Below are 26246 nucleotides of genomic sequence, written 5' to 3'. Positions count from 1 at the left end.
CGGTCACACCGCTGTCCCGGACCTGATCCGGGACCTCCCCGCCTACCCCCCGCGCGACGCCAGCAGATCGGCCACCATCCGCGCCGTCCGGGGCGCCAGCGTCACCCCGAGATGGCCGTGGCCGAACGCCAGGATCACGTTGCCGCCGCCGCGCGACGCGCGGATCACCGGGACGCTGCTGGGGACCGACGGGCGAAAGCCCATCCATTTGCGCGCGGGTGCGCCGAGGCCGGGCAGGAAGTGCGCGGCGTTGCGTTCGAGCAGGTCCCAGCGGCGCGGGTCGGGGGGACGGCGCAGGTCGGCCATCTCGACGGTGCCGGTAAAGCGCAAGCGCCCGGCCATGGGGATGGCGTAGAAGCTTTTGGTGCCGGACGCGACCGGACGGCGGAACACCGGCTCGGGCATGTCGTATTCGATGTGATAGCCGCGCTCGGTATCCAGCGGCACCCGGTCGCCGGCCTGTGCGGCGAGCGCGCGGGAATGGGCGCCGGCGGCGATCACCACGGCCTCGGGCCGGTGGGTTCCCTGTGCGGTGGTCAGGGTGACCCGGCCGTCGCGGCGGTCGAGGCGTGCCACCCTTTCGGTCACGAAGGTGACGCCTGCCGCCTGCACCGCGTCGGCCAGACGGGACATAACCACGCCGGGATCCCGCAGGTGGACCGCGTCGGGGAAGAAGTGCGCGCCGCCCTCGATCAGCGGCAGGGCGGGTTCCATCTGGGCCACTTCCGAGGCGTCGAGGGCGTCGATGTTCACCCCGAGCTTGCGGCGCAGGGCGCGGTCGGCGCGGGCTGCATCGAAGGCGGTGGCGGTTTCGTAGAGGTAAAGCACCCCGTCGCGGCGGAGCAGGTCGGAGAAGCCGGCCGCGCGGCCCAATTCCAGCCAGAGCGGCGCCGCGTCGTGCAGCAGATCGGCGAGGGCTTGGGCATTGGCGGCGGCCCGTCGCGGCAGGCACTCCCAGGCGAAGCGGGCGAGCCAGGGCGCGAGCGACGGAAGGGCGCCGTAGCGCAGCGCGAAGGGGCTGTCGCGGTCCAGGAGCAGCGATGGCAGGTTGCGCAGCACGCCCGGCGTGCCGACCGGCACCACCGCGTAATCGGCCACCTGACCGGCATTGCCGTAAGACGCGCCGGAGCCGGGCGGCTCGGGGTCGAAGAGCGTGACGGCATGGCCTTCGCCGGCCAGCCGCAGCGCGGTGCAGAGGCCGACGACGCCGGCACCGATGATTGCAACCTCGGTCATGTCAGGCGCCCGCCGGGTCGCGTCGGGTCACGCGGGCGTCTCCGGGGCTTCGGTCGGGGTGAAGGCGATTTCGCAGCGCACCCCTTTCGGATCGTAGGTCATCTCGACCTCCGCGGAAAGCTCAAAGCGGACCACGACCTCGATCATCTTGGTGCCGAAGCCGGTGCTTTGCGGCGGTTCGACCGGGGGGCCTCCGTGTTCCTGCCAGACCAGCCGCACAGGGCCGTCGGCCTCGCGCGCGTAGTCGATCTCGACATGGCCGCCCGGTCCCGAGAGCGCGCCGTATTTCAGCGCATTGGTGGTCAGTTCGTGCAGGGCCATCGACAGCGAGGTTGCCTGTTGCGGGGTCAAGTGCACGGCGCCCCGGCCGGTGATGCGGAAACGGTCCTGTCCCCCGGCCTCTTCCGCCGAGGCGGTCAGCAGTTCGCGCAGATCGGTGTGGTTGAGCCCGGTGGGCGTCAGCGTGTCATGCGCGCGGCTCAGGGCGTGCAGCCGCGACAGGAAGCGGTCACGGGCCCCATCCGTCAGGGTCTGTCGGGCGATGCCGGCGACTACGGCGAGGGTGTTCTTCACCCGGTGCCGCATCTCGTCCATGGTCAGTTGCAGCAGCGTCTCGGCCCGGGTCTTGGCCGAGATGTCGCGCATGATCACCGACCAGCTGTGGCCTTCGTCGAAGCGTCGGTGTTCGTCGATCGGGGCAAGGGTGACCTCGTAACTGCGGTCCGGGCCGAGCGCGGCGGTGAAAGTCACCTCGGCGTCGTCGGCGCAGTCTGCGACTGCCTTGTCGAACCATCCGGGCCGGTCGGAAAGGGCGATGACCTCTTGCACCGGGCGCCCTTTCACATTTCCCGGGTCGGTGTTGAACAGCGGTTCGCTGCCCTTGTTCCAGGTCACGATGCGGCCTTGCGGATCGACCCGCAGGATCGCGTTGGGAGACGACCGGACGATGGCGGCCAGTTCGTCGGCCTTGCGGCGGGCGTCGCGCAGTTCGTCCTCGTAGAGCCGGCGTTCCCGGGCATCGAAGATGGTGTAATCCAGCCGCAGCAGGGCGCCGGAGTCGTCGGTGCGGGCCACGCCGCTGAGCATCACCGGGAAGGGCTTGCCCTCTTCGTCCTTCAGCGAGCACGAGATCTCGCGCACGAAACCCTGAAGCCGCATCATCGGCGCGAGGTGGGTTTCGTAGAACAGCCGGCCCGGCAGGGTCAGCAGGTCCGAGATCTTGCCACCTCGCGGATTGAGCGAGGCCCCAAGCCAGCGCTGCAGAGTGTCGTTGACGTAGAGCACGTGGCCGTCGGGGTCGGTCACCACGATGCCGCAGGGCGCGTCCTCGATCAGTTCGGCGAGGATCTCCTGTTCGGTGGCGTCGCTGCGTTTCACCGGGCCAGCCCGAGGCAAGGACGGATCTCCGATATGACCTGATGCGGCACCGTCATGTGCGGGCAATGACCGGTGGCCCGCAGCACCGACAGCCGCGCCCCCGGCACCCGCATGCGCATCCATTCGGCCACTTCCATCGGCACCAGCGCATCGTCGTCGCAGTGCAGGATCAGCGAGGGCCGGGCCGCGCGTTCGAAATCGGCACGGTGGTCCGAGAAGAAGGTGACGCGGCCGAAGTGGCTGGCGATTTCGGGATCGGTGCGGCAGAAGCCCCGGGTCAGATCCTCGGTCGCAGGTTCGCCCGCCGGTTGACCGGCGATGGTGGGCGCCAACTGCTGCGACCAGCCGAGGTGGTTTTCGTCGAGGAAGGCCACAAGCTCTTCGAGATCGCTGGGCGGAAAACCGCCGTGATAGCTGCCGACATCGAGAAAACAGGGCGAGGGCGAGACGAGAACAAGCTGGGTGACCGCCTCGGGGCGCTGGTTGGCGGCCAGAAGCGCGATGGTCGCGCCGACGGAATGTCCGATCAGGACGGCATCGGCGAGGCCGAGATCGTCGATTATGGCCACGAGGTCGTCGGCATGGGCCTGAAGCTTGTCGTAGCGCTTCGGATCATAGGCCGAAAGGTCGGATTTTCCCATGCCTGTCAGGTCGTAGCCAACGATGCGATGGGTGTTTTCGAAGGCCGTGCTCACCTGTTTCCACATCGTCTGATCGCAGCCGAAACCATGCACGAAGACCAGGGGTCGGCCGTCGGAACTGCCGGAAATAACGACATTATTGCGCTGCTCGATCATGGGCGTGCCTCTTGGAAGGGGTCCATTCGCAGATTGCAGAAAACGACACCAGAGGCGTGCTGACAAGATGGCAGTGACGTTGCAACGGGGGAAAGCCCGGATTCATCCCCCGAGGCGGCCGATGCGGGCCTGAATCAGGCCCAAATCGCGTTCGTCAAGGCGGTCCGAGTGCAGGCGTGGAGGTCCCGGATCAGGTCCGGGACCGGGACGGCGATTGCGACGTGCCGGGCGCGTCGTCTCCGGCAGTCACCCCGCTGACCAGCTGATAGGACAGCAGGTCGCGGATATCCTGCGGATCGCGCACCAGCGGGCGCAGGTGGCGGGAGAGGTCGGCGATGCGTTTGGCCTCAAGCCGTTCGGCTTGGATCGCCTCGTCCAGGTCGATCAGGCGGAAGGTGAGCGGCGCGCCGGCGGGCGATTGGGTGACACGCGGCAGGTCGCAGGGCAGGACCGAGGCGATGCGGGGATAGCCGCCGGTGGTCTGGGCCTCGCAGAGCAGCACGAAGGGGGTGCCGTCGCCGGTGATCTGGATGTCGCCGGGGGTGATGATTTCGGACACCACGGTGCGGCCGCCGTCGAGCGCGAAACCCGCGCTGTCATGATCGAGCCGCGCGCCCATACGGTTGGCGCGGCTGTCCTTGCGGAACGTCGTGGATTGCAGGAGGGCAATGGCGTCGTCGGAAAACAGGCGCGTCTGGGCGCTGCCGACAAGGCGCACCGCCCCGCCGTCGAAGCGATTGTCGGGGGTGAAGGTCAGTCCTGTGCGGGTGCCGGTGTCGTCGCCGACTGGCAGGCTGGCGCCGGCCTCAAGCGGCTGGCCGATGCCGGCGGCGAGGTGCGCGGAGCGAGCGCCGAGGACCTCGGGCGTGTCCAGCCCGCCGCCGACATGGAGATAGCCGCAGGTGCCCTTGAGCGCCGGTCCGATGGCAAGCCGCGCCCCGGCGGGCAGAAGGTGGCTTGCGTTCCAGGCGAGTTTCGCACCATCGAGCGTGGCCGTCATCGGCGCACCGGTCAGGGCGATGCGGAGATCGTGGCTGGCCTGAAACTCGCCGCCCATGCCGATCATCTCGATCACGGCAAGGGTGGCAGGCTGGCCGAGCAGGGCGGCGCCTTCGTGCAGCGCGGTGCGGTCGGCGGCGCCGCCACGCGACAGGCCCTGGGCAATGTGGCCGCTGCGGCCCATGTCCTGCACGGTGAGGCCCGGTCCGGCCCGGAGGATCTTGAGATGCGCGCTCATGCCAGCACCTCGCTGGTGGCGCCGCCGTCGGGATCGTCTTTCATGTTGGACAGGGTCTCGGGGTCGACCTGCGTGAACTGCACCTCGTCGCCGGGGCGCAGCAGGTAGGGGGTGTCGCTGTCGGGCCGGAACAGGCGGATCGCGGTCTGGGCGACGTGCTGCCAGCCGGTGGGCGTGGGCACAGAGAACAGCACAAGCTGCCGGATGGCGACGGCCAGCGCGCCCTGCGGGATGCGGGTGGTCAGCTCGGACTGGCGGGGGATGTTCCAGTGCTCGGGCAGTTCGCCGAGATAGGGCTGGCCGGGTGCGAAGCCGATGGTCTGGACGCGGACACGGGAGGTGGTGAGCGATGCGATCGCCTCGTCCCGCGTCAGCCCCGCGGCCTCGGCCGCCTGATCCAGTTGCGGCGCAAGGTCGGTCCCGAAGACCGCCGGGATGCGCCAGAGCTTGCGGCCCCGGGGCAGGGGGGCTTGGTACCAGTCCTGACTTTCCAGCAGGTCGGTCAGGCGATCGCGCAGGGTGTCGTGCGGCAGGTGCAGCGGGTCGAAGCGGACAAAGGTGGAAATGAGCGAGGAGGAGGTCTCTTCGACGCCGTCCCAGCCTTGGCTGTCCACCGCCGCGCGAAAGGCCAGCGCGGCGCGATTGGCGGGCTCGCTGAGGGCGGCGGCGAAACTGACCAGCATGCCGGAGACACCGGCGGTGCGCAGGAGGGGATAGTCGGTCACATCTGCTCCGGAAGGTAGGTGACGATCTGCGGGAAGATGACGATGATGACAAGCGCGACGATCATCAGCACGAAGAACGGCAGCGCAGCGCGTGCCACAGTGAGGATGTCGCGCCCGGTGAGCGATTGCAGCACGAAGAGGTTGAAGCCGACGGGCGGCGTGATCTGACTCATCTCGACGACGATGACGAGGAAGATGCCGAACCAAAGCGGGTCGATCCCGGCTTGCAGCACCATCGGCATGATGACCGACGCGGTGAGCACCACGACAGAAATCCCGTCGAGGAAGCAACCCATGATGACGAAGAACACTGTCAGCGCCGCCAAGAGGGTGAAGGTCGACAGGCCCAGCGAGCCGATCCATTCGGCCAGAATGCGGGGGATGCCGGTGAAGCCCATGGCAACGGTCAGGAAGGACGCTCCGGCGAGGATGAAGGCGATCATGCAGGACGTCACGGTGGCCCCCATCAGCCCGTCGACGAAGCTCTTGCGGGTGAGGCTGCCGGACGACCACGACAGCACCAGCGCCAGCACGACGCCCACGGCGGCGGCGTCGGTGGGCGAGGCGATACCGGCGTAGATCGAGCCGATGACGCCGAGGATCAGCAGCACCACCGGGACAAGGCGGCGGGAGCGCTTCAGCTTTTCGCGGAATGTGGCCGAGATGTCCTCGGTCGGCAGGCTGGCGCGGTTGAGCAGCGCCCAGCCGACAACATAGCCGACAAAGAGCGTGACCAGCAGGATGCCGGGGAGGACACCGGCGACGAACAAGCGGGCGATGCTTTGTTCGGTGGCAACGCCATAGACGATCAGGATGATCGACGGCGGGATCAAGAGGCCGAGGGTGGCCGATCCGGCCAGCGTGCCGATCACCAGACGCTCGGGGTAGCCGCGGCGCGACAGTTCGGGGATCGACAGCTTGCCGATGGTTGCGGCGGTAGCGGCGGAAGAGCCGGAGACCGCGGCGAAGATTCCGCAGGCGAAGACGTTGACGTGCAGAAGCTGGCCGGGCAGGCGGTTCATCCACGGCGCGAGGCCGGTGAACATGTCTTCGGACAGGCGCGAGCGGAACAGGATTTCGCCCATCCAGATGAACAGCGGCAGCGCGGCCAGCGCCCATGAGTTCGAATGCCCCCACATGGTGGTGGCCATGACGAGGCCCAAAGGCGCGTCGGTAAACAGCGCCATGGCGGCGATGCCGACGCCCAAGAGCGCGAAGGCCACCCAGAGCCCGGCGCCGAGGAAGGCGAACAGCAGCACCAGCAGGATGATCGACAGGACGGCGACGGACATGGGCTTACTCGCTCAGCAGGTTTTCGCCCTTGCCGTCCCACGAGGCCGGGCGGCCGCGTAGCAGGCCCGCCAGTTCGTCGGCAAGAGCAAGGGTGAGGATGGCGAGGCCGAGGGCCACGGGAAGCTGCGGAATCCACAGCGGCAGAGAGACCATGCCGGAAGAGCGGTCGCCGAACTCATGGCTCTCGATGACCAGCAGGGCGATGTAATATGTCGCGTAGGCGCTCATCGCGAGGGCGATGGCGACGACGATGATTTCGACCACGCGGTGCGCACGGTCGGGCAGGCGGGTGATCAGCAGGGTGACGCGGATATGGCCGCCGACCCTGAGCGCATAGGCCAGCGCGAGGAAGGTCGAGGCGGCGAGGAAGAAGCCGGTGAAATCGGCGTAGGAGGGAATGGTCAGCCCGATGCCGCGCCCGGTGACGGCGGCGGCGATCTTGTCGGCGAGGTTCAGGCAGACCTGCGCGGCAACCAGCACCACGATGGCAAGGATGAAGAGGGCCGCGACGCCACCAGCGGCGCGGTAGATCAGGTCGAGTGTGCGGCGCATGTCGCTGGCCCCTCGTTGAGGACGCCGGGCGCGCGAAGGCGCACCCGGCAGGGGTTTATTGCTTGTAGGCGTTCATCAGGGCTTCGCCGTCCGCGCCGGCCTCGGCCTTCCAGTTTTCGACCATCTCGGCGCCGATCTCGCGCAGGCCGTTCATCAGTTCCTCGGAGGGTTCGACCACGGTGATGCCGTTTTCCTTGAGCACCGCGACCTTTTCCTCGGTCTCGGCCATGCTCATGTCCCATCCGCGCTGTTCGGCGGCGGCGGCGGCTTCGGTGATGGCGGTCTGGGTGTCCTCGTCAAGGCGGCGGAAGGCGCGCTTGTTGACCACCACGATGTTCTTGGGCAGCCAGGCCTGGATATCGGTGTAATGGGTCAGGAAATCCCAAGCCTTGGAATTTGCGCCTGTAGAGGGCGAGGTGATCATCGCCTCGACCCGGCCGGTCGAGAAGGCCTGCGGAATGTCCGGTACCTCGACCTGTGTCGGCGCGGCGCCGGCGAGGTTGGCGAATTCTTCCAGCGTGGCGTTGTAGGTGCGGAACTTGAGGCCCGCGAGGTCATCGACGGAGGTGATCTCCTTGGTGGTGTAGAGCCCCTGCGGCGGCCACGGCACGGCGTAGAGCACCATCATGCCCTGTTCGTCCAGCAGGCCCGAGATCACGTCCTTCTGCGCGGCCCAGAGCTTTTCGGCGTCTTCGTAGCTGGTGGCGAGGAAGGGCAGGCTGTCGGCGCCGAACACCGGGTTGTCGTTGGCCAGAAGCGACAGGAAGAATTCGCCCGCCGGGACCTGGCCCGAGCGCACGGCCTTGCTGATCTCGGGGTGCTTGAAGAGCGAGCCTGCGGAATGGACCTTGATCTCCAGGGCGCCATCGGTGGCCTCGGACACATCCTTGGCGAATTGGTGGATGTTGGCGGTGTGGAAGGTGGCGTCGGGGTAGGGCGTCGGCATGTCCCAGGTTTCGGCCTGAACATGCGTGGCAAGGACGGCAGCGGCGGCAATTCCGGCGAATCGTGTGAGTTTCATTGGATATGGCTCCCTGATTTGTGGGGCGACACTTGCAGAACGTTGACAAATTGTCAACGAATTGTGAGAGTGGGGCGAAAGGGAGACCCGCCATGTCCGAGCAAACCCCTGCCAACCGTCGCATCGTGTCGTCGCGCCATCTGGCCGAGGGGCCGGGGTGGGAACTGTCGGAGCTGGAGTTCGGGCTGATCATCGTGTTCAACGCCTTTTCGCGCTGGATGACGCGCTGCATGACGGCGGCGGGGCAGCACGATCTGGGGCCGCTGGAGATCCTGATCCTGCACAACGTCAACCACCGGGGCCGCGACAAGCGTCTGTCGGACATCTGCTTCCTGCTCAACATCGAGGACACGCACACGGTCAACTATGCGCTGCGCAAGTTGATGAAGGCCGGGCTGCTGATTTCGGAGAAGCGCGGCAAGGAAGTGTTCTACACCACGTCTGAGGCCGGGCGCGACCTGTGCGAAGCCTATCGCAAGGTGCGCCAGCAATGCCTGCTTGACGGGCTGCCCGAAGTCGAAGGCGCCGAGTTGCGCGAGTTCGCCAGCCGGTTGCGGGCGCTGTCGGGGCAATACGATCAGGCCAGCCGCGCGGCGGCGTCGCTCTGACGCATCGGTTTCCGACCGGTGGGACGATCCGGGCCTTGCCATCCGGGCGCAAATTCATAGAACCGTTGAGCAACGGCCGGATTTGACGCAATTTGGCACGAATGCCCACAAGGTCAGGAGTTCGCGTGACCCTCTTCCTCATCGTTCTTCTGCCGTTTCTTGGGGCGCTTCTGCCCGGACTGATGAATTCGGCCGGGCGCAAGGCCTGCGCCAGCGTCACGCTGCTGGTCTCGCTTGCCGCCTTCGTCGGGCTGATGACCAACCTGCCGGCAGTGATCCGGGGCGACGTGGTGCTGGAGCGGGTCGAGTGGCTGCCGCACCTTGGGCTGAACTTCTCGTTGATGCTGGACGGGCTGGGGTTCTTCTTTGCCAGCCTGATCCTCGGCATCGGCCTGCTGATCATCACCTATGCGCGCTATTACCTGTCGCGCGACGACAACATGGGCGAGTTCTTCACCTATCTGCTGCTTTTTCAGGGCGCGATGGTGGGCATCGTCCTGAGCGACAACATCCTGCTGCTGCTGGTGTTCTGGGAGTTGACCTCGCTGTCGTCCTTCCTGTTGATCGGGTACTGGAAACACCTGCCCGAAGGCCGGCAGGGCGCACGAATGGCGCTGACCGTGACCGGCATGGGCGGGCTGGCGATGATCGCCGGGATGCTGATGCTGGGCCAGACCGTGGGCAGCTATGACCTGAGCGTCATCCTCGACAACCGCGAGATGGTACAGGCCTCGCCGCTCTATGTCCCCGCGCTGATCCTGATCCTGATGGGCTGTTTTACCAAGTCGGCGCAGTTCCCGTTCCATTTCTGGCTGCCGCACGCCATGGCCGCGCCGACGCCGGTTTCGGCCTACCTGCACTCGGCGACAATGGTGAAGGCGGGGATCTTCCTGATGGCGCGAATGTGGCCGGCCCTGTCGGGCACGGACGAATGGTTCGCGATTGTCACCACGGCGGGGGCAGTGACCATGGTGATCGGCGCGGTGATCGCGCTGTTCAAGCACGACCTGAAGGCCCTGTTGGCGTTTTCGACGGTGTCGCATCTGGGGCTGATCACCATGCTGCTGGGCACCGGCACCGCCTTCGGCGCGATGGCGGCGGTGTTCCACATCCTGAACCACGCCACCTTCAAGGCGGCGCTCTTCATGTCGGCTGGCATCATCGACCACGAGGCGCATACCCGCGACATCCGCCGCCTGGGCGGCTTGCGCAAGCTGATGCCGGTGACCTTCGTGATCGCCACCCTGGCGGCGCTGTCGATGGCGGGGATTCCGCTGCTGAACGGCTTCCTGTCGAAGGAGATGATGCTCGAGGAGGCTTTGCATACCAAGCTGTTCGGTATCTGGTGGCTGTTGCCTGCGCTGGCGCTGGTGGGCTCGCTGTTCTCGGCTGCCTACTGCTTCCGGCTGATCGGGCATGTCTTCCTCGGGCCGGTGCGCGACGATTACCCCTCGAAGCCGCATGATCCGGGCGCGGGCATGTGGCTGCCGCCCGCGTTCCTCGTGGTGCTGGTGGTGGTGATCGGGGTGGCGCCCTTTTTGGCGGAACCCTACGTGCGGCTGGTGACCGAGGCGGTGTTGCGCGGAACGGCCGAGATGCCCGACGCCCATATCAAGATCTGGCACGGGCTGGTGCCGGCGCTTTACATGTCGATCGTGGCGGTCGTCGGTGGTTTGCTGATGGTGGCCGTCTACAAGCCGGCGCTCCGGGCATGGGACGCGACGCCCCGCCCCGAGGCCAAGGATATCTTCGACCGGGTGATCGGTGCCGCCGTGCGTCTGGCGCGCGGGGTGATCCAGCCGCTGCATGACGGCGCCTTCACCCGCTACGCGGCCATCCTGTCGGCGGCGGTGGTGGCGGCGGGTGTCCACGCCTGGATGACCGGAACCGTCAGCGGCTCGACGCGGGCCATCCAGCCCGCCAACTGGATCGCGGTGGCGGGCTGGCTGATGCTGGTGGCGGCGACCACGGGTTTGGTGTTCTTCCACCGCAACCGGCTTCTGGCGCTGATCCTGATCGGCATCGTCGGGCTGATGGTCTCGGTCGGGTTCGTGTTCTTCAGCGCCCCGGACCTTGCCATGACGCAGATCACGGTCGAGGTGGTGACGATCATCCTGCTGCTGCTGGCGCTGAACTTCCTGCCCAACGCGACGCCGGTGGAAAGCACGGTGCTGCGACGGACCCGCGATGCGGTGATCGCCGTGGCGGGCGGCGTGGTGGTGACCTTCCTGTCGATGCACTACCTGCTGCGCGACGCGGTGACGACGCCGATTTCCGAGTTCCACCTCGCCAATTCCTACAAGGGCGGCGGCGGCACCAACGTCGTCAACGTGATCCTCGTGGACTTCCGCGGCTTTGACACCTTCGGCGAGATCATCGTGCTGGGGATCGCGGCGCTGCTGATCTATGCGCTGACCGAGACGTTGCTGGCCGGACCGGTGCGCGCGCGGCTGCTGCACTGGCTGCCGGACCAGCCGCGGGCCGGTGACAAGCATCCGATGATGATGGTGGTGCTGACGCGGGTGATGATGCCGGTGGCGCTGCTGGTCGGGTTCTACATCTTCCTGCGGGGCCACAACGAGCCCGGCGGCGGCTTCATCGCCGGGCTGATCGTGTCGATCGCGGTGGTCATGCAGTACATGGCGAGTGGTTTCGCCTGGGCCTCGGCGCGGCTGCGCTATCCCTATCACGGAATCATCGGCGCCGGCGTTCTGGTGGCCGGGCTGACCGGCATCGGGTCGTGGTTCTTCGGCAAGCCGTTCCTGACCTCGGATTTCACTTATGTCCGCATTCCGCCGTTCGAGAAGTTCGAACTGGCCACCGCCGCGCTGTTCGATCTGGGCGTGTTCCTCGCCGTGGTCGGCGCGGTGATGCTGTCGCTGGAAAGCTTCGCGCGGCTGGCCCGGCGCGCCAACATGAAGGAGAGCGAGCATCCCATGGATATCGACCCGTCCCGCGAAAACAGGATAGACCCCGAAGACGTCCCGTTCCGCGGCGGAGGGCATTGATATGGAAGTGCTTGTCGCCTCGGCCATTGGTGTGCTGACCGCCGCCGGCCTCTACCTCGTGCTGCGTCTGAGGACCTTTCCGGTCATCATGGGCGTGTCGCTGCTGACCTATGCGGTCAACGTGTTCCTGTTTGCCTCGGGCCGGCTGACGGTGGGGGCGCCGCCGATCCTGGGCGACGCCGCGGCCTATACCGATCCGCTGCCGCAGGCGCTGGTGCTGACCGCCATCGTGATTTCCTTCGGGATGACGGCGGTGGTGGTGATGATCGCGCTGGGGGCCTTCCTCGGGTCGGACGACGACCATGTCGACGACGTGCCGGAGGACGCGGCATGATGCACTGGATTATCCTGCCGGTGGTGCTGCCGGCGATGCTGGCGCCCTTCATCGTGCTGGCCGCGCGGCATCACATCGTGATCCAGCGCACGGTGTCGCTGGCCGGCGTGGTGGCGCTGATCGCGGTAGCGATGGGGCTGGCGTGGCAGGCCTCGGACGGGACGGTGGCGCTGTACCAGCTGAGCGACTGGGCCGCGCCCTTCGGCATCGTGCTGGTGGGCGACCGGCTGTCGACCCTGATGGTGCTGCTGACGGCGGTGCTGGCGTTCTTTGTGCTGCTCTATTCCATCGGTTCAGGCTGGGACACGCGCGGGCGGCACTTCCACGCGCTTTTCCAGTTTCAACTAATGGGCATCATGGGCGCCTTCCTGACCGGCGACGTGTTCAACCTGTTCGTCTTTTTCGAGGTGCTGCTGATCGCGTCCTATGGACTGATGATCCATGCCGGCGGCAATGCGCGGCTGCGGGCCGGGGTGCAATACGTGCTCTACAACCTGCTTGGATCGACGCTGTTCCTGTTTGCGCTGGGCTCGATCTACGCCGAGACAGGCACGCTCAACATGGCCGATCTGGCCGAGCGGGTGGCGCTGATCGGACCCGAGGGCACGGCGGGCATCCGCGTCGCTTCGGTGCTGCTGCTGCTGGTGTTCGCGGTCAAGGCGGCGCTGGTGCCGCTGCACTTCTGGCTGCCGTCGTCCTATGCCGAGGCACCGGCGCCGGTGGCGGCGCTGTTCGCCATCATGACCAAGGTCGGCGCCTACGCGATCATCCGGGTCTACACGATGATCTTTCCGCCGGATCTGGAGGTGACGGCGGGGCTCTACCAGGTGTGGCTGCTGCCCGCCGCGCTGCTGTCGCTGGCCATAGGCATGGTGGGCGTGCTGGCGGCCAAACGGCTCGACCGGCTGGTGGCCTTCGCGGTCATCGGGTCGATGGGCATGGTGCTGGTCACGATCTCGCTCTTCACGCCCGCCAGCATCGCGGCGGCGCTGTATTACATCGTGCATTCGACGCTGGCCGCAGGCGCACTGTTCCTTGTGGTCGATCTGGTGCGCTCGGGCCGCGACAGCCTGCATCTGGCGGCGATGCCGCAGGTGTCGGGCGCGGCGTTGACCGCTGGGCTGTTCTTTACCGGAGCGATCGCCATGGTCGGCCTGCCGCCGCTGTCGGGGTTCGTCGGCAAGCTGCTCATCCTCGATGCTGCCTTCGGCTCGCCGCTGGTGGTCTGGACATGGGCCATCGTGCTGAGCGCCAGCCTCGTCAGCATCGTCGGCTTTTCGCGCGCCGGCAGCGTGATATTCTGGAAGTCCGAGGCGGTGACCCGCGCCGATGAGGCCGTCACACCGCCGCCTCCGGCGGTGCTGTCCTATGTCGCGACCGGGGGGCTGATCGCGCTGTTGGTGGCGCATACGGTCCTTGCCGGGCCGATCCACGCCTACATGATCGGCACGGCGCAGCAGCTTTTCGCGCCGGATGCCTACAAGGAGACCGTGCTCGAGACGCCGGGCAAGCTGAGCAAACCGACGGAAGGGGACCATTGAGATGATCCGTGCCTACAACTGGCTGTTCCCGCATCCGATCCTGACGCTGTTGCTGACCGGCATCTGGGTGCTGTTGCAGAACGACGTGTCTGCCGGGATGGTGATCTTCGGGCTGATCCTCGGCATCATCATCCCGCGCGCCACGGCAATGTGGTGGCCTGAGCGGCCCGACAACATCAAGGCGTGGCGGATGGTGTTCTATACGATCATCGTGCTGTGGGACATCCTTGTCGCCAACATCCAGGTGGCGTGGATCGTGCTGACCCGGTCCAACGCCTCGCTGCGCCCGGCCTGGGTGATCGTGCCGCTGGACCTGCGCCAGCCCGAGGCGATCTCGATCCTGGCGGGGACCATCACGCTGACCCCGGGAACGGTGTCCGCGGACCTGTCGGACGAGGGCCACAGCCTTCTGGTACATGCGCTGGACGCCCCTGACCCCGACGCGGTGCGCGACCAGATCAAACAGCGCTATGAGCGCCGTCTGAAGGAGATATTCGCGCAATGACCCCTGCAGACCTCATGGATATCTCGGTCATCGTGGCCTTCGTCGCGGTGGGACTGGCGCAGATCATGGCGATGATACGGTTGCTGATCGGCCCGGACCGGGGCGACCGGATTCTCGCGCTGGACACCATGGTGATCAACAGCATCGGGCTGATCGTGCTGGTCGGTGTCGCGCAGGGCACGCAGGTCTATTTCGAGGTGGCGATGATCATCGCCATGCTGGGCTTCGTGTCGACGGTGGCGCTGGCGCGCTTCGTGCTGAGGGGGGACATCATCGAATGACCTTGGAAACGCTTGCCATGCTCGCCGTCGCCTTCTGGCTGCTTGTCGGAGCGGTGTTTTCGCTGGTCGGCTCGATCGGGCTGCTCAAGTTCAACGACTCGATGACGCGGATGCACGCGCCGACCAAGGTTGGCACGGTCGGGGTGGGGGCGCTGCTGCTGGCCTCGATGATCCATTCGTGGGTGCTGGGCGAGGTCTCTCTGCATGAGGCGCTGATCATGGCCTTCCTGTTCGTCACGGCGCCGATCTCGGCCAATTTCATCGCCAAGGTGATCATCCACCGCCGGTCCTGCGAGACCCCGCCGGAGCCGCCGAAAGACACCACTTGGGCGACGCTGGCCGCGCCCGATGATCCCTCGGATGAGGCGGAAGCCCCGAAATCGCCCTAGGCGCGGGGCGGCCTTGGGACAACATAACCCCGATTCCGCGTTGGGGCTGTGTGAAGGGGTGCCCGCTACCCTGAGGCGCCACTTCTCTTAGGAACCAACGGGTTATCTAGTGGAGAAATCGAGACAACCCGCGTTTTTCAGCGTTCGGAGTCGACCACCGCCAGCTCGGGCGGACCTTGTGGTGTTCAAGCAGAAGCTGCGTCCTCGCACTGCAGACCCAGGATCGCGCGGGCCTGTCTGACGGTTGCGACCGGGCGGCCGGCCTCGGCGCATATCGCTGCGGCGCGCTCCACGAGGGCCGCGTTCGACGGGGCGAGGCTGTGCTTGTCCAGCCGGATATTGTCTTCCAGCCCGGTGCGCAGATGCCCGCCCGCCCCGGCTGCCCAGGCGTTGACTTCAGCCTGATGGCGACCGATGCCCGCGGCACACCAGGGCACGTCGCCGAACAGCCGGCGGACGGTGCGGATGTAGAAATCAAAGACCTCTCGGTCCACGGGCATGGCGTTCTTCACCCCCATGACGAACTGGATGTAGAGCGGTGCCGCCAGTTCGCCGCGGTCGGCCATGGCGCGGGCCTGAAAGATGTGGCTGAGGTCGAAGGCCTCGATCTCGGGCTTGATGTTGTATTTCAGCATTTCGCCGGCGAGCCAGGCCACCAAATCCGGCGGGTTCTCGTAGACGCGGGTGGGAAAATTGTTCGACCCGACCGAAAGCGAGGCCATGTCCGGCCGCAGGGACAGCATGCCGCCGCGGGCGCGCCCGGCACCCGAGCGCCCGCCGGTGGAGAATTGCAGGATCATGCCGGGGCAATGTGCCTTGATGCCCTCTTTCAGCCGCGCGAAACGCTCGGGGTCCGAGCTGGGCGCGCCATCGTCACCCCGAACGTGTGCGTGGCAGATGGTGGCGCCGGCCTCAAAGGCGGCGTGGGTGCTTTCGACCTGTTCGGAGACAGTGATCGGCACGGCGGGGTTGTCGGACTTGGTCGGCAGGGATCCGGTGATGGCGACGCAGATGATCGCGGGGTTCGTTGCAGTCATGAGGTCCTCTTGATGGTCAGGCAAGTCCGGCCTCGACCGGCAGGCACACGCCGGTGATCCCGGCGGCCAGCGGCGAGGCGAGGAAACAGGCGGCATGGGCCACGTCGGCCTCGGTTGCCAGACGGCCCAGCGCGGTCTGGGCTTCGAGCGCCGCGATGGCCTGTTCGGCCGGTGTGCCGCCTTGCGCCGCACGGCTGTCGATGCGTTCGCGGAGGGCATCCGTCAGGATCGGCCCCGGTGCCAGCGCGTTGACGCGCACCCCGTCGCGTCCCATGTCCAGCGCGGCCGCACGGGCCAGCCCCAGTACCGCGTGCTTGCTGGCGGTGTAGAGCGACTGGTCGGGATGCGCGACATAACCGTTGATCGAGGCCATGAGTACCGCCGCGCCGCGTGTCTTCTTCAGGTGCGGTGCCGCCGCCTTGAGGCTCAGCGCGACGCCGCGCACGTTGAGCGAGAAGACCGCGTCCCATTCGCCTATGTCCAGCGCTTCGATCCTGCGCCAGGGCGGCACACGTCCGGCATTCGCGATCAGGATGTCGAGCTGGCCCAGAGGCGCAAGCCCTGCATTCAGCGCGTCCTCGGCGTCCGGTGCGGTCAGATCGACCGGCAGGCGGTGCCAGCCTGCGGGCAGATCGGCCGCCTCCAGTGCCGCCGGAAGATCAAGGACACAGATGTCGGCCCCTGCCCTGTCGAGCGTCCGGGCAATTGCGAAGCCCAGACCACGGGCACCGCCTGTCACCAGGGCTTTCTTGCCGGTCAGGTCGATCATTGCAGCCTCTCACGTGAAGCGCCCCCGGGATGGAGGCACGTGCCTTTCATTCGATAACGATCAGGTCCTTGAAGCCCGAGGTCAGCGCTTCGCCGCCGCCGGGACGGGCGACGATGCAATCCTCGACCCGCGCGCTGAAATCCATGTCGCGGAAGATCGATGGCTCGATGGTGAAGACCATCCCTTCGCGCACGGTGGTCGTGTCGCCCTTGGTCAGGAACGGCGGTTCGTGCACGTCCCAGCCGATGCCGTGGCCTAATCGGTGACGGAAGTCCTTTCCGAAGCCGGCGTCCTCCAGCACGTCGCGGGCGGCCTTGTCGACCTCTTCGCAGGTGACTTCACCCGCCTTCAGCGCTGCGATGCCGGCGGCCTGGCTTTCCATGACCAGCTTGTGGACCAGGCGCTGTTCCTCGGTCGGGGCGCCGAAGGCCACGGTGCGGCCGAAATCATAGCACATGCCATCCAGAACCGCGCCGAAATCGAAGTTCACCGACACCGGCTTGTCCAGCTTGCGCGGCCATGTGCCCAGCTTGTCGCTGAAGCGCAGCGGATGGTCCGGGCCGGAGTTGTAGAGCGAGGTGGTGAAGGACGGGCCCAGCGAGCCATGCGCCTTCATCTGGTAGTCGATTTCCGAGCTGATCTCGAGCTCGGTCATGCCGAAGCGCAGGTTCTTCACCGTGGCGGCAAAGGCCTTTTCGGTGATCTCGCCGGCGCGGCGCAGCAGGTCGATCTCGTCCTGGTCCTTGATCACGCGGATCGGGCGTAACAGCGCCGTGCCGTTGGCGAATTGCACGCCGGGGATCAGCTTTTGCAACTGCATCAGCGCCTCGGCCTCGCCATCCTCGGACACCGCGACGGTGGCACCTTCGCCGATACCGAGATCCTTGAGGATGCCTTGCACCATTTCGACGGGATCGTCCCAGTCGCCCAGCACCCGCAGATCGACACCGGTGATGCCGCCGGCGCTGCCGAATTCGGCGGTCATGCGCGGCAGCGTCAGGATCGGTTCGCGGCCCGGCGCGATCCACATGCCTTCGAGCCAGTGGCCGGGATGCAGGTTGCGGCCATAGTTGGGAATGTCGCGGTGGATGCCGGTGAGGTAGTCCAGATCGGTCCCGATGGGGAAAAAGATCAGGTCGGCCTTGCCGTCGATGCTGTTGCAAAACCGGGTCATCCGGTCCGAGTAACTGGCCAAGGGGGCTCTCCTTCTTTGGTCAGGGTTTCAGCGTGGTGACAAGCGGCCTGACGCCCGTCGCCCATGTCGCGCAGCGCGGGCGTCCTGGCCCGGCAGATATCGGTCGCCAGCGGGCAGCGCGGGTGAAAGGCGCAGCCCGAAGGCGGGTCGAGCGGTGAAGGAATGTCGCCCTTGATCGGCGCATAGACGGCGCGGCGACGGTCCAGCCGCGGCACGCCTTCGATCAGCGCGCGGGTATAGGGATGGGCGGGCGTGTCGAAGATCTGCGCTACCGGCCCCTGTTCGACCACGCGTCCGAGATACATCACCAGAACCCGGTCCGAGATATGTTCGACAATGCCAAGGTCGTGGCTGATGAACAGGTAGGTCAGGCCCAGCGCGTCGCGCAGGTCCATGAAGAGGTTGACGATCTGCGCCTGTATCGAGACGTCGAGCGCGCTGACCGCCTCGTCGCAGACGAGGACTTCGGGCTTGACCGCAAGTGCGCGCGCAATGCCGACACGCTGCCGCTGGCCGCCGGAAAAGGCATGCGGGAAGCGGTCGGCATAGGAGGGATCGATGCCGCAGCGCTCCATCAGGTCGGCGACGTAGGTCTCGACCTCGCCCGGAGCGGCGATGCGATGGACGCGAGGGGCCTCGCCGATGAGCGACTTGACCCGTTTGCGCGGGTTGAGCGAGGAAAACGGATCCTGAAAGATCATCTGCATGAGCAGTGCCGCGCCGCTGGCATCCGGACGGGTGATGGTGCCGGTCGAAGGCTCCAGCAGGCCTGCCACCATGCGGCCAAGCGTGGACTTGCCGCAGCCGCTCTCGCCCACGACGCCCAGCACATCGCCGGCATAGAGGTCAAAGCTCACATCCTCGACCGCGCGTACGACCGAGGGCGGCGGCGCGAGGCCCAGTCGGCGCAGGCCGCGCGTGACCAGATCGCCCTCGGATCCGAAGCGGCGGCCGAGATTGCGGACCGAGAGGACAGGATCGCTCATGCCATGGCCCCTCGTGTCAGCGGGTGAAAGCAGCGTACGGACCGCCCGGCGTCGTCGGACTCCAGCGTCGGCATGACGCCGCAGGCTTCAGTGGCGCGCGCGCAGCGTGGCGCGAAGGCGCAGCCCGGCGGCAGATCGGTGAGTGTGGGCATCCGTCCGAGGATCTGCCGCAGCCGCCCGCCGCGCTGGCCCGGAACGGGCACCGAGGCGATGAGGCCGGCGGTATAGGGATGCGCGGGCGCGTCGAGGATGGCATCGACCGGGCCTTCCTCGACTATGCGCCCGGCGTACATCACGGCGATGCGGTCGGCGAGGCCGGCCACAACCGACAGGTCGTGGCTGATCCAGATCAGCGCCGTACCACGCTCGCGGCAGAGCATCTGCACGAGCGCGAGGATCTGGCCCTGGATGGTGACGTCGAGAGCGGTGGTGGGCTCGTCCGCGATCACCAGTTCGGGCTGATGCAAGAGCGCGATGGCAATCGCCACCCGCTGGCGCATCCCGCCGGAAAGCTGGTGCGGATAGGCCGTCAGACGTTCTTCCGGCGCGGGAATGCCGACCTCGTCCAGCGCGGCGATGGCGCGGGCGCGGACCGCCTTGCGGGACAGCTTCTCATGCGCCAGCAGGGCGTCGCGGATCTGGGTGCCGATGCGCAGCACCGGGTTCAGGGTCATCATCGGATCCTGAAAGATCATCGCCACCTTGCGCCCGCGCAGACGGCGCATCTCGGCCTCGGGCAGCGGCAGGATGTCCTGCCCGTGCAGCCGCACCTCGCCCGCCGTCACCCGACCCGGCGGGCTGATCAGGCGGTTGATGGAAAAGCCGGTCAGCGACTTGCCGGATCCGCTTTCCCCCACAAGCCCGAGGATCTCGCCGCGCGTCACCGACAGCGACAGGTCGCGCAGCGCGTGGAGGGTGAGCCCGGGCGTGACAAAGCTGGTTTGCACGTCCTTGAGTTCCAGAACGGGGGTCATCATGGGCCTCACAATCTGGGGTTCAGCACGTCGCGCAGGCGGTCGCCCAGCACGTTCACGCTGATGATGATCGCCAGAAGCACCAGCCCCGGCAGCACGGAGATCCAGTAGCGGCCCGATTGCAGGTAGTCGAAGCCATTGGCGATCAGCAGCCCCAGCGAGGGCCGCGTCGGCGGCAGGCCGAGGCCGAGGAACGACAGCGTCGCCTCGAGCGATATGGCCGCCGCCATTTGCATCGTCGCCACCACCAGCATGGTCGGCAGGCAGTTGGGCAAGATATGCCCCAGAAGGATGCGGATGCCGCCAAGCCGCAGGCCCCGCGCCGCTTCTACGTAGTCGCGCGCGCCTTCCACCAGTGCCACGCCGCGCACGGTTCGGGCAAAATAGGCCCATTGCACCACGACCAGCGCAAAGATGATCTTGTCGACCCCGCGCCCGAGGATCACCAGCAGGATCAGCGCCACGAGGATGGTGGGAAAGCTCAGTTGCAGATCGACGATGCGCATCAGCACCGTATCGACCCATCCGCGCCGGTAGGCCGCGATCAGCCCGACCAGCGTGCCGAAGGCCAGCGCCAACAGCCCCGATGCCAGCCCGACGATCAGCGAAATGCGGATGCCGTAAAGCATGGCCGACAGCATGTCGCGCCCCTGCCCGTCTGTGCCCAGCCAGTAGGTCATGCCGGTAAAGCTTTCGCTGCCGGGCGCCATCAGGCTGTCGAGGATATCGACCTGCCGCAGGTCATAGGGGTTTTGCGGCGCAATCCACGGCGCGCCAAACCCGGCGATGCAGAAGCCCGCGAACACCACCAGCGCGATCATCGCGCCGGGATCGCTCAGGAACCTTTGCGTCAGGTCGCGGGCCGACCCGGCGGCCGGGGGATTGGCGGCGAGGCTCATGCCCGGCCCCCGCCCAGACGGATGCGCGGGTCGAGCAGGGAATAGAGGATGTCGACAAGCAGGTTCAGGGTCACGAACATGAAGACCACGCAGATCAGGTAGGCCACGATCAAGGGCCGGTCGAGCACGGCGATGGCGTCGATCAGCATCTTGCCGACGCCGGGCCATGAAAAGATTGACTCGACCACCACGGCGAAGGCGATGACACCGCCGAACTCCATCCCCAGCACAGTGACGATGGGGATCAGGATGTTTTTCAACGCATGCGCCCCCAACACGCGCCGTTCCGGCACGCCGTTGGCGCGGGCGAACTTGATGTAATCGGTGAACATGACCTCGCGCATGCCGGCGCGGGCCAGCCGGATCACCATCGCCATCATGATCAGCGACAGGGTGAAGGCGGGCATGGCCAGGTGGTGCAAGCCGTTCAGCGTCAGAAACGAGACCTCGACAAGGCCCAGGTCCACGGTATCACCGCGCCCGACCGAGGGCATCCAGCCCAGTTGCACCGAGAAGGTCAGGATCATGATGATCCCGATCCAGAACACCGGCAGCGAAAAGGCGACCATGGAAAACGACATGATCAGCTTCGCGCTCCAGCCATCGGGCCGCAGCCCGGCGTAAATGCCCATCGGCAAGCCCACCACCAGCGCCATGACCAGCGCCGAAAAGGCCAGCTCCAGCGTCGCGGGCAGACGTTCGAAGATCAGTTGCAGGGCGGGGATTCCGTGAGTGAAGCTGTTGCCCATGTCGCCCTGCAACAGATTGCCAAGGAACGTCAGGTATTGCCGCCAGATCGGCTGATCGAGGCCGAGATCGGCGATGATTGCATTCAGGCAGGCCTGATCGCATTCGGACGAGGCGAAGATATAGACTGGGTTGCCGATCACGTTGACGCCGAAAAAAACCAGCATCGTCATGACGATCAGCACGAGCAGCGCCTGTAGCACGCGCCTTGAAATGTATTCGGCCATATCGGTTCGCCTCGTCCGCTTTCAGGTCACTCGACGCGGCTGATCTCGGTCGCCAGCGTGCGCTCGTTGGTGCGCGGCTGGTGTTCGAGACCCTTGCGCATCGCCCAGGAGTTCACCTGGAAATGCAGCGGGATATAGGCGTAGTCGCCCATGCCGATGCGGATCGCCTCTTCCAGAAGCGCGCGGCGCTTTTCAGTGTCGACGGTGCGCTTGGCCAGGACCGACCGCGCGTCGATTTCCGGGTTGGAGTAGCGGCCGAAGTTGCCGTTTCCGCCACCAGTCGCGGCGTTGTAGGTTTCCAGCGTGCCCGAGACGGTATAGGTCGCCTCGCCCGCCACGGTGCCCCAGCCGGTCATCGACATCGAGAATTCCGGCACGTCGAAGCCGGGCATCGACAGTTCGTCGCCACGGATCAGCCGCGAGAAGAAGATGTTGCGCGGCATGGCGTCGACCTCGGTGGTGATGCCCACGCGGGACCACATCTGCGCCACCGCCTCGAGAATGCGGGCGTCGTTGATGTAGCGGTCGTTGGGCCCGTGCAGGGTGATGCGGAAGCCCGCGCCATAGCCGGCCTCGTTCAGCAGCGCCTGCGCCTGCTCGGGATCATAGGCATCGGCCTCGAGCCCTTCGACATAGCCGAAGAAGCCCGGCGGCACGATGTTTTTGGCGGGCAGCGAAGCGCCGCCCATGATCCGGTCGCGGATGGCTTCGCGGTTGACGGCGAGGCTCAGCGCCTTGCGCACGCGCCAGTCGCGCAGCGGGTTGGGCACCATGACGTTGCCGTCATTGTCGGTGATGAAGGGCTCGACGTGCTTGTAGCCGGGCATCAGGTAGATCAGCCGGTCCGAGGGGATCGTCGAGACGGTGAAATCAGGGTTCTCGACCAGCTGCGGCAGATCGACGGTGGGCGGATAATCGATGATGTCCACGTCGCCGTTTAGCAGCGCCGCGAGACGCGAGGCATCCTGGGTGACGGGTTTGAAGACCACCTCGTCCCATTCCACGTCGCCGCCCCACCAGTTGTCGTTCTTGACAACAGTGACACTGTCGCCGGGGTTGAAGCTGTCGTACTTGAACGGGCCGGTGCCCACGGTGGCCTTGCCGCTGTTGTAGTCCACTGACTCGGTCGCGCCCTTGGCAGCGTGTTCCGCCACGATGGGCAGCATGGCAAGGTCTTCGGCCACGGTCGGGTAAGGCCCGTCGGTGGTGATGTGCACGGTCAGGTCATCGACCTTTTTCCACTGCTTGCTGCCCTTGTCGAGCTGGAAGGCGGGCGAGGCCGGCGCGCCGGAAATGCCGGCCTTGAGCCGGTCGAAGGTGAAGATGACGTCGTCGGCGGTGAAATCCTCGCCGTCGTGCCACTTCACGCCGTCGCGCAGCTTGAATTCCCACGTGGTCTCGTCCACAGGCTGCCAGGACACCGCAAGGCCGGGCACCGGCTGCGACGCGCTGTCCAGCGCCACCAGCTTCTCGAAGATATGTTCGTGCACCTGCACGTCGGCGGACAGTTGCGTCCAGTGCGGATCAAGCGAACTGGCCTCGGACCGGACGCCGATGGTCAACACCTCCTGCGCCAGCGCCGGCACAGCCGTCATCATTGTGGCGCACAAAGCGCCAGTCATCCATTTCATCATGGATCATCTCCTTGTCGGGTGACGGCACCGCGACCGCGACGCCCTGTGGTGTGGAACGGTTCGATCCGCTCGCGTTGTAAAAAATTTTTACTTCATTCGGACCGACCTGTCCAGAAATTTCACATAGCGAACTTACGTTCACATACCGCCGATGCAGGTGTAGCGTGTCTCGAGATAGTCATCGAGTCCCTGCCAGCCGCCTTCTTTGCCCATTCCGGATTCCTTGAGCCCGCCGAACGGTATCTCGGGCGCGACGATCAGCACCTCGTTGATGCCGATCAGTCCGTATTCCAGCCCGTCCTGAAGCCGGAAGGCCCGGCCGAGATCGGCGGTATAGGCATAGGCGGCGAGGCCGTAGACGGTGTCATTGGCCAGGGCGATGGCCTCTTCCTCGGTCTCGAAGCAATAGACCGGGGCGACGGGGCCGAAGATCTCTTCTTGCGTGACGCGCATCTCGGGCGTGGCGCCGGCGATGACAGTGGGGGCATAGAACAGCCCGCCGCGGTCGTGCGGTGCGCCGCCGGCCAACACGCGGCCGCCCTTGTCTACTGCGTCCTGCACCAGTTCGGAGATCTTGGCCAGCGCCGGCGCGTCCACCATCGGCCCCTGCTCGGCGCCCTCTTCCAGCCCGGGCGCGACTTTGAGCGCCTTGGCCCGCTCGGCCAGCCGCTCGACGAAGGCGTCGTAGATGTCCGCCTGCACGTAGACCCGGTTCGAACAGATGCAGGTCTGGCCGGCGTTGCGAAACTTGGCGATCATTGCGCCGTCGATGGCGCGGTCGATGTCGGCGTCGTCAAAGACGATGAAGGGCGCGTTGCCGCCAAGCTCCATGCTGACCTTCTTGACGGTGCCGGCGGCGCCGCGCAGCAGCTGCTTGCCGATCTCGGTCGAGCCGGTGAACGTCACCTTGCGGACCTTGTCGTTCTCCATGATTTCGCCACCGATGGCGCGGGCCGATCCGGTGAGGATGTTGACCACGCCGGGCGGGAAGCCCGCGCGTTCGGCCAGCACTCCCCAGGCGAGGCCACTGAAGGGCGTGGCGGTCGCCGGTTTCACCACCACCGGGCAACCGGCCGCCAGCGCCGGGCCCAGCTTGCGCGCCAGCATCGACGACGGAAAATTCCACGGCGTGATCGCGGCGACCACGCCGACCGGGTGCTTGGTGGTCATCAGCCGGCGGTTGGGCCAGGGAGAGGGGATCACCTCGCCCCGTGCGCGGCGGACCTCTTCGGCGAACCACTGTACGTAGGCGGCGGACGACAGCACCTCTGCCTTCGATTCCGCCAGCGGCTTGCCCTGCTCCATCGTCAGGATGCGGGCGAGGGCGTCGGCATTCGCGGTGATTTCCGCCGCCAGAGCGCGCAGCAGGGCGGCGCGTTCGGTGACGGTCTTGGCGGCGAACCCGGGAAAGGCCGCGTGGGCGGCGTCAATTGCGCGGCGGGTCTCATCGGCCCCGCAGTTGGGCACCTGTCCGATGATGTCGCCACTCGACGGATCGGTGACGTCGATCGCACCGCCGCTGTCCGCGCCGACCCAATCGCCGGCAATCAGGTTGGCCTCACGCAGCAGATCCGACATCCATATCTCCCTTTCCGAATTTTCCGTACAATTGTTCGTATAGCGTACGATTCGCGAAAATGGCAACTGATCTTCGCGGAATGCGCGGCTGTCAGAGAGAAAACGGCGTTAGATCGACCTCGGGCTCCTGCCCCAGCGCCATCGCCGCGATGGCCTTTGACACCAACGGCCCGGCGGTGAACCCCATCCAGGGAAAGAGGTTGAGGAAGAAGCCGGGCACCTGCGGCACCTCGCCCAATACCGGGCGCCAATCCGGCGTGCCGTTGACCACGGCTGCCCAGGTCCGCACGATCTGTACCGCGCCCAAGCCCGGCACGAGCCGCTGCGCCAGCGCGAGGTTGCGCAGCACCGAACGGTGATCGACCACCGGCCCGCCCCGCATCCGTGCCGGCCAGCCGCCACCGATCAGGAAGCCACCCTCCGCCGCCTGCTTCAGCGTCAGTTTTTCGGAGGTGAAATAGAGCAGCCATGGCAAAAGCGGCGGCCGCTTTTCGGTGACGCTGACCTGGATCGCATGTGCCTCGATCGGCACCACGACTCCAAGCATCCGCGCAACATCGGCCGCCTGCGCTCCGGCCGCATTGACCACGCGCGCCGCGTGGATCACCTGCCCGCCCGTCATAATTGCAAAACCGCCTGGCTCGGGATCGATTGCCGTCACCGGCGCATTGCGGCGCAACTCCGCCCCAGCCTCGCGCGCGCGGCGCAGGAACAGCGGCGTCACCTTGAACGGATCGGCCTTGCCCTCGATCGGACAGAAGGCGCCGCCGGGAAAGCCGCTGGTCAGGAACGGCGCACGCTCCGCGAGGTCAGCACCATCCCAGAGGTCGATCCGCAGCCCCGCGTCGCGCTCGATCCCCGCCTTGACGCGCAGCATCTCCATCTCGTCCTCGGACCCGGCCACCATCAGCCCGCCCTTGGCAGAATACCCGAGGTCGCCGCCCAGCTCGGCCTCAAGCCCGGCCCAGAGGCCGATTGATTCGATGAAAAGCGGCAGCACCTCGGCATAGCGCTGCGCCCACGTCGGACCCAAGTGGCGAAACGGATCAAAGGCGATCTGTGCATGGATCGACCCGGCGTTGGACCCCGACGCGCCAAGGTTGATGTCGCGCCGTTCCAGCAGAACCACCCGCGCGCCAGCCTTGGCCGCGTAATAGGCGGTGGCAGTGCCCGCCAGCCCGCCGCCGATAATTGCCAGATCATAGCGCATACGCGAAAAACCCCGTTGAACCGCCTCTTGTGTTCGCTATACTAACTTTTGTCCGCATAATGAACATAGCGAATTTACCGACACGG

25 protein-coding genes are annotated in these 26246 nt (G+C 66.4%); 7 read left to right on the top strand and 18 right to left on the bottom strand.

The features are described from left to right. Positions 1–42: 42 nt before the first annotated feature. The 8 genes from AC04PT_RS17050 to AC04PT_RS17015 all read right to left on the bottom strand — a co-directional run bounded on the left by AC04PT_RS17050 (position 43) and on the right by AC04PT_RS17015 (position 8238). Complete coding sequence (locus AC04PT_RS17050; RefSeq protein WP_482874938.1) at positions 43–1236, bottom strand: NAD(P)/FAD-dependent oxidoreductase; 1194 nt, start codon at positions 1234–1236, stop codon at positions 43–45. Positions 1237–1263: 27 nt separating this feature from the next. After that, positions 1264–2613 (bottom strand): sensor histidine kinase, encoded by a 1350-nt coding sequence (locus AC04PT_RS17045; protein WP_482874937.1) that lies wholly within the window; start codon positions 2611–2613, stop codon positions 1264–1266. Further along, on the bottom strand, positions 2610–3410 hold the full coding sequence (locus AC04PT_RS17040) for an alpha/beta fold hydrolase (protein ID WP_482874936.1): 801 nt from the start codon (positions 3408–3410) through the stop codon (positions 2610–2612). Before AC04PT_RS17040 ends, AC04PT_RS17045 begins: the two co-directional genes overlap by 4 nt. A 190-nt stretch (positions 3411–3600) precedes the next feature. Then, positions 3601–4647: a 5-oxoprolinase subunit C family protein gene (locus tag AC04PT_RS17035; RefSeq protein ID WP_482874935.1), complete on the bottom strand. Its 1047-nt coding sequence runs from the start codon at positions 4645–4647 to the stop codon at positions 3601–3603. After that, a complete protein-coding gene (locus AC04PT_RS17030) occupies positions 4644–5372 on the bottom strand; it encodes a 5-oxoprolinase subunit B family protein (protein WP_482874934.1) in 729 nt (242 codons plus the stop codon). Before AC04PT_RS17030 ends, AC04PT_RS17035 begins: the two co-directional genes overlap by 4 nt. Beyond that, positions 5369–6664, bottom strand: coding sequence for a TRAP transporter large permease (locus AC04PT_RS17025; RefSeq protein ID WP_482874933.1), 1296 nt, complete (start codon positions 6662–6664; stop codon positions 5369–5371). The genes AC04PT_RS17030 and AC04PT_RS17025 overlap by 4 nt, the downstream gene beginning before the upstream one ends. Before the next feature lie 4 nt (positions 6665–6668). Beyond that, positions 6669–7217, bottom strand: coding sequence for a TRAP transporter small permease (locus AC04PT_RS17020; RefSeq protein ID WP_482874932.1), 549 nt, complete (start codon positions 7215–7217; stop codon positions 6669–6671). A gap of 55 nt (positions 7218–7272) precedes the next feature. Beyond that, positions 7273–8238, bottom strand: a complete 966-nt coding sequence (locus tag AC04PT_RS17015) for a TRAP transporter substrate-binding protein (protein WP_482874931.1) — start codon at positions 8236–8238, stop codon at positions 7273–7275. A 92-nt stretch (positions 8239–8330) separates the two neighbouring features. On the opposite strand from AC04PT_RS17015, the gene AC04PT_RS17010 reads away from it, so the two are divergent. The 7 genes from AC04PT_RS17010 to AC04PT_RS16980 all read left to right on the top strand — a co-directional run bounded on the left by AC04PT_RS17010 (position 8331) and on the right by AC04PT_RS16980 (position 14904). After that, the gene (locus tag AC04PT_RS17010; protein ID WP_482874930.1) at positions 8331–8846 is read left to right on the top strand and encodes a winged helix DNA-binding protein; all 516 of its coding nucleotides are present in this window, start codon (positions 8331–8333) and stop codon (positions 8844–8846) included. A gap of 125 nt (positions 8847–8971) precedes the next feature. Beyond that, a complete protein-coding gene (locus tag AC04PT_RS17005; RefSeq protein WP_482874929.1) occupies positions 8972–11854 on the top strand; it encodes a monovalent cation/H+ antiporter subunit A in 2883 nt (960 codons plus the stop codon). Between the two features lies 1 nt (position 11855). Beyond that, positions 11856–12188, top strand: coding sequence for a Na+/H+ antiporter subunit C (locus AC04PT_RS17000; protein ID WP_482874928.1), 333 nt, complete (start codon positions 11856–11858; stop codon positions 12186–12188). Then, positions 12185–13729: a monovalent cation/H+ antiporter subunit D gene (locus AC04PT_RS16995; protein ID WP_482874927.1), complete on the top strand. Its 1545-nt coding sequence runs from the start codon at positions 12185–12187 to the stop codon at positions 13727–13729. Before AC04PT_RS17000 ends, AC04PT_RS16995 begins: the two co-directional genes overlap by 4 nt. A 1-nt stretch (position 13730) precedes the next feature. Beyond that, on the top strand, positions 13731–14234 hold the full coding sequence (locus AC04PT_RS16990; RefSeq protein WP_482874926.1) for a Na+/H+ antiporter subunit E: 504 nt from the start codon (positions 13731–13733) through the stop codon (positions 14232–14234). Next, positions 14231–14515 (top strand): K+/H+ antiporter subunit F, encoded by a 285-nt coding sequence (locus AC04PT_RS16985; RefSeq protein WP_482874925.1) that lies wholly within the window; start codon positions 14231–14233, stop codon positions 14513–14515. Before AC04PT_RS16990 ends, AC04PT_RS16985 begins: the two co-directional genes overlap by 4 nt. Continuing rightward, positions 14512–14904, top strand: coding sequence for a Na+/H+ antiporter subunit G (locus AC04PT_RS16980; RefSeq protein ID WP_482874924.1), 393 nt, complete (start codon positions 14512–14514; stop codon positions 14902–14904). Before AC04PT_RS16985 ends, AC04PT_RS16980 begins: the two co-directional genes overlap by 4 nt. Before the next feature lie 185 nt (positions 14905–15089). Here AC04PT_RS16980 and AC04PT_RS16975 read toward each other — a convergent pair whose 3' ends face one another. The 10 genes from AC04PT_RS16975 to AC04PT_RS16930 form a co-directional block, all read right to left on the bottom strand. Continuing rightward, complete coding sequence (locus AC04PT_RS16975) at positions 15090–15941, bottom strand: 3-oxoadipate:acetyl-CoA acetyltransferase (RefSeq protein ID WP_482874923.1); 852 nt, start codon at positions 15939–15941, stop codon at positions 15090–15092. 16 nt (positions 15942–15957) lie between these two features. Further along, entirely contained in the window at positions 15958–16710 is a 753-nt protein-coding gene (locus AC04PT_RS16970; protein ID WP_482874922.1) for an SDR family NAD(P)-dependent oxidoreductase, read from the bottom strand. A gap of 46 nt (positions 16711–16756) precedes the next feature. Beyond that, positions 16757–17905: a M24 family metallopeptidase gene (locus AC04PT_RS16965; protein ID WP_482874921.1), complete on the bottom strand. Its 1149-nt coding sequence runs from the start codon at positions 17903–17905 to the stop codon at positions 16757–16759. Next, a complete protein-coding gene (locus tag AC04PT_RS16960) occupies positions 17881–18891 on the bottom strand; it encodes an ABC transporter ATP-binding protein (RefSeq protein WP_482874920.1) in 1011 nt (336 codons plus the stop codon). Before AC04PT_RS16960 ends, AC04PT_RS16965 begins: the two co-directional genes overlap by 25 nt. Beyond that, on the bottom strand, positions 18888–19868 hold the full coding sequence (locus AC04PT_RS16955) for an ABC transporter ATP-binding protein (RefSeq protein ID WP_482874919.1): 981 nt from the start codon (positions 19866–19868) through the stop codon (positions 18888–18890). The genes AC04PT_RS16960 and AC04PT_RS16955 overlap by 4 nt, the downstream gene beginning before the upstream one ends. Before the next feature lie 5 nt (positions 19869–19873). Further along, positions 19874–20764, bottom strand: coding sequence for an ABC transporter permease (locus AC04PT_RS16950; RefSeq protein WP_482874918.1), 891 nt, complete (start codon positions 20762–20764; stop codon positions 19874–19876). After that, entirely contained in the window at positions 20761–21738 is a 978-nt protein-coding gene (locus AC04PT_RS16945; RefSeq protein WP_482874917.1) for an ABC transporter permease, read from the bottom strand. Before AC04PT_RS16945 ends, AC04PT_RS16950 begins: the two co-directional genes overlap by 4 nt. A gap of 26 nt (positions 21739–21764) precedes the next feature. Further along, a complete protein-coding gene (locus tag AC04PT_RS16940; protein WP_482874916.1) occupies positions 21765–23369 on the bottom strand; it encodes an ABC transporter substrate-binding protein in 1605 nt (534 codons plus the stop codon). Between the two features lie 141 nt (positions 23370–23510). Continuing rightward, positions 23511–24950, bottom strand: a complete 1440-nt coding sequence (locus tag AC04PT_RS16935; RefSeq protein WP_482874915.1) for an NAD-dependent succinate-semialdehyde dehydrogenase — start codon at positions 24948–24950, stop codon at positions 23511–23513. A 91-nt stretch (positions 24951–25041) separates the two neighbouring features. Then, positions 25042–26160, bottom strand: a complete 1119-nt coding sequence (locus AC04PT_RS16930; RefSeq protein WP_482874914.1) for an NAD(P)/FAD-dependent oxidoreductase — start codon at positions 26158–26160, stop codon at positions 25042–25044. Positions 26161–26246: the final 86 nt, after the last annotated feature.

The organism is Litorisediminivivens sp. KMU-197 (genome assembly GCF_056858395.1).
Note: the sequence above shows the minus strand (reverse complement) of the source record. Positions and strands in the feature narration are given on the sequence as shown.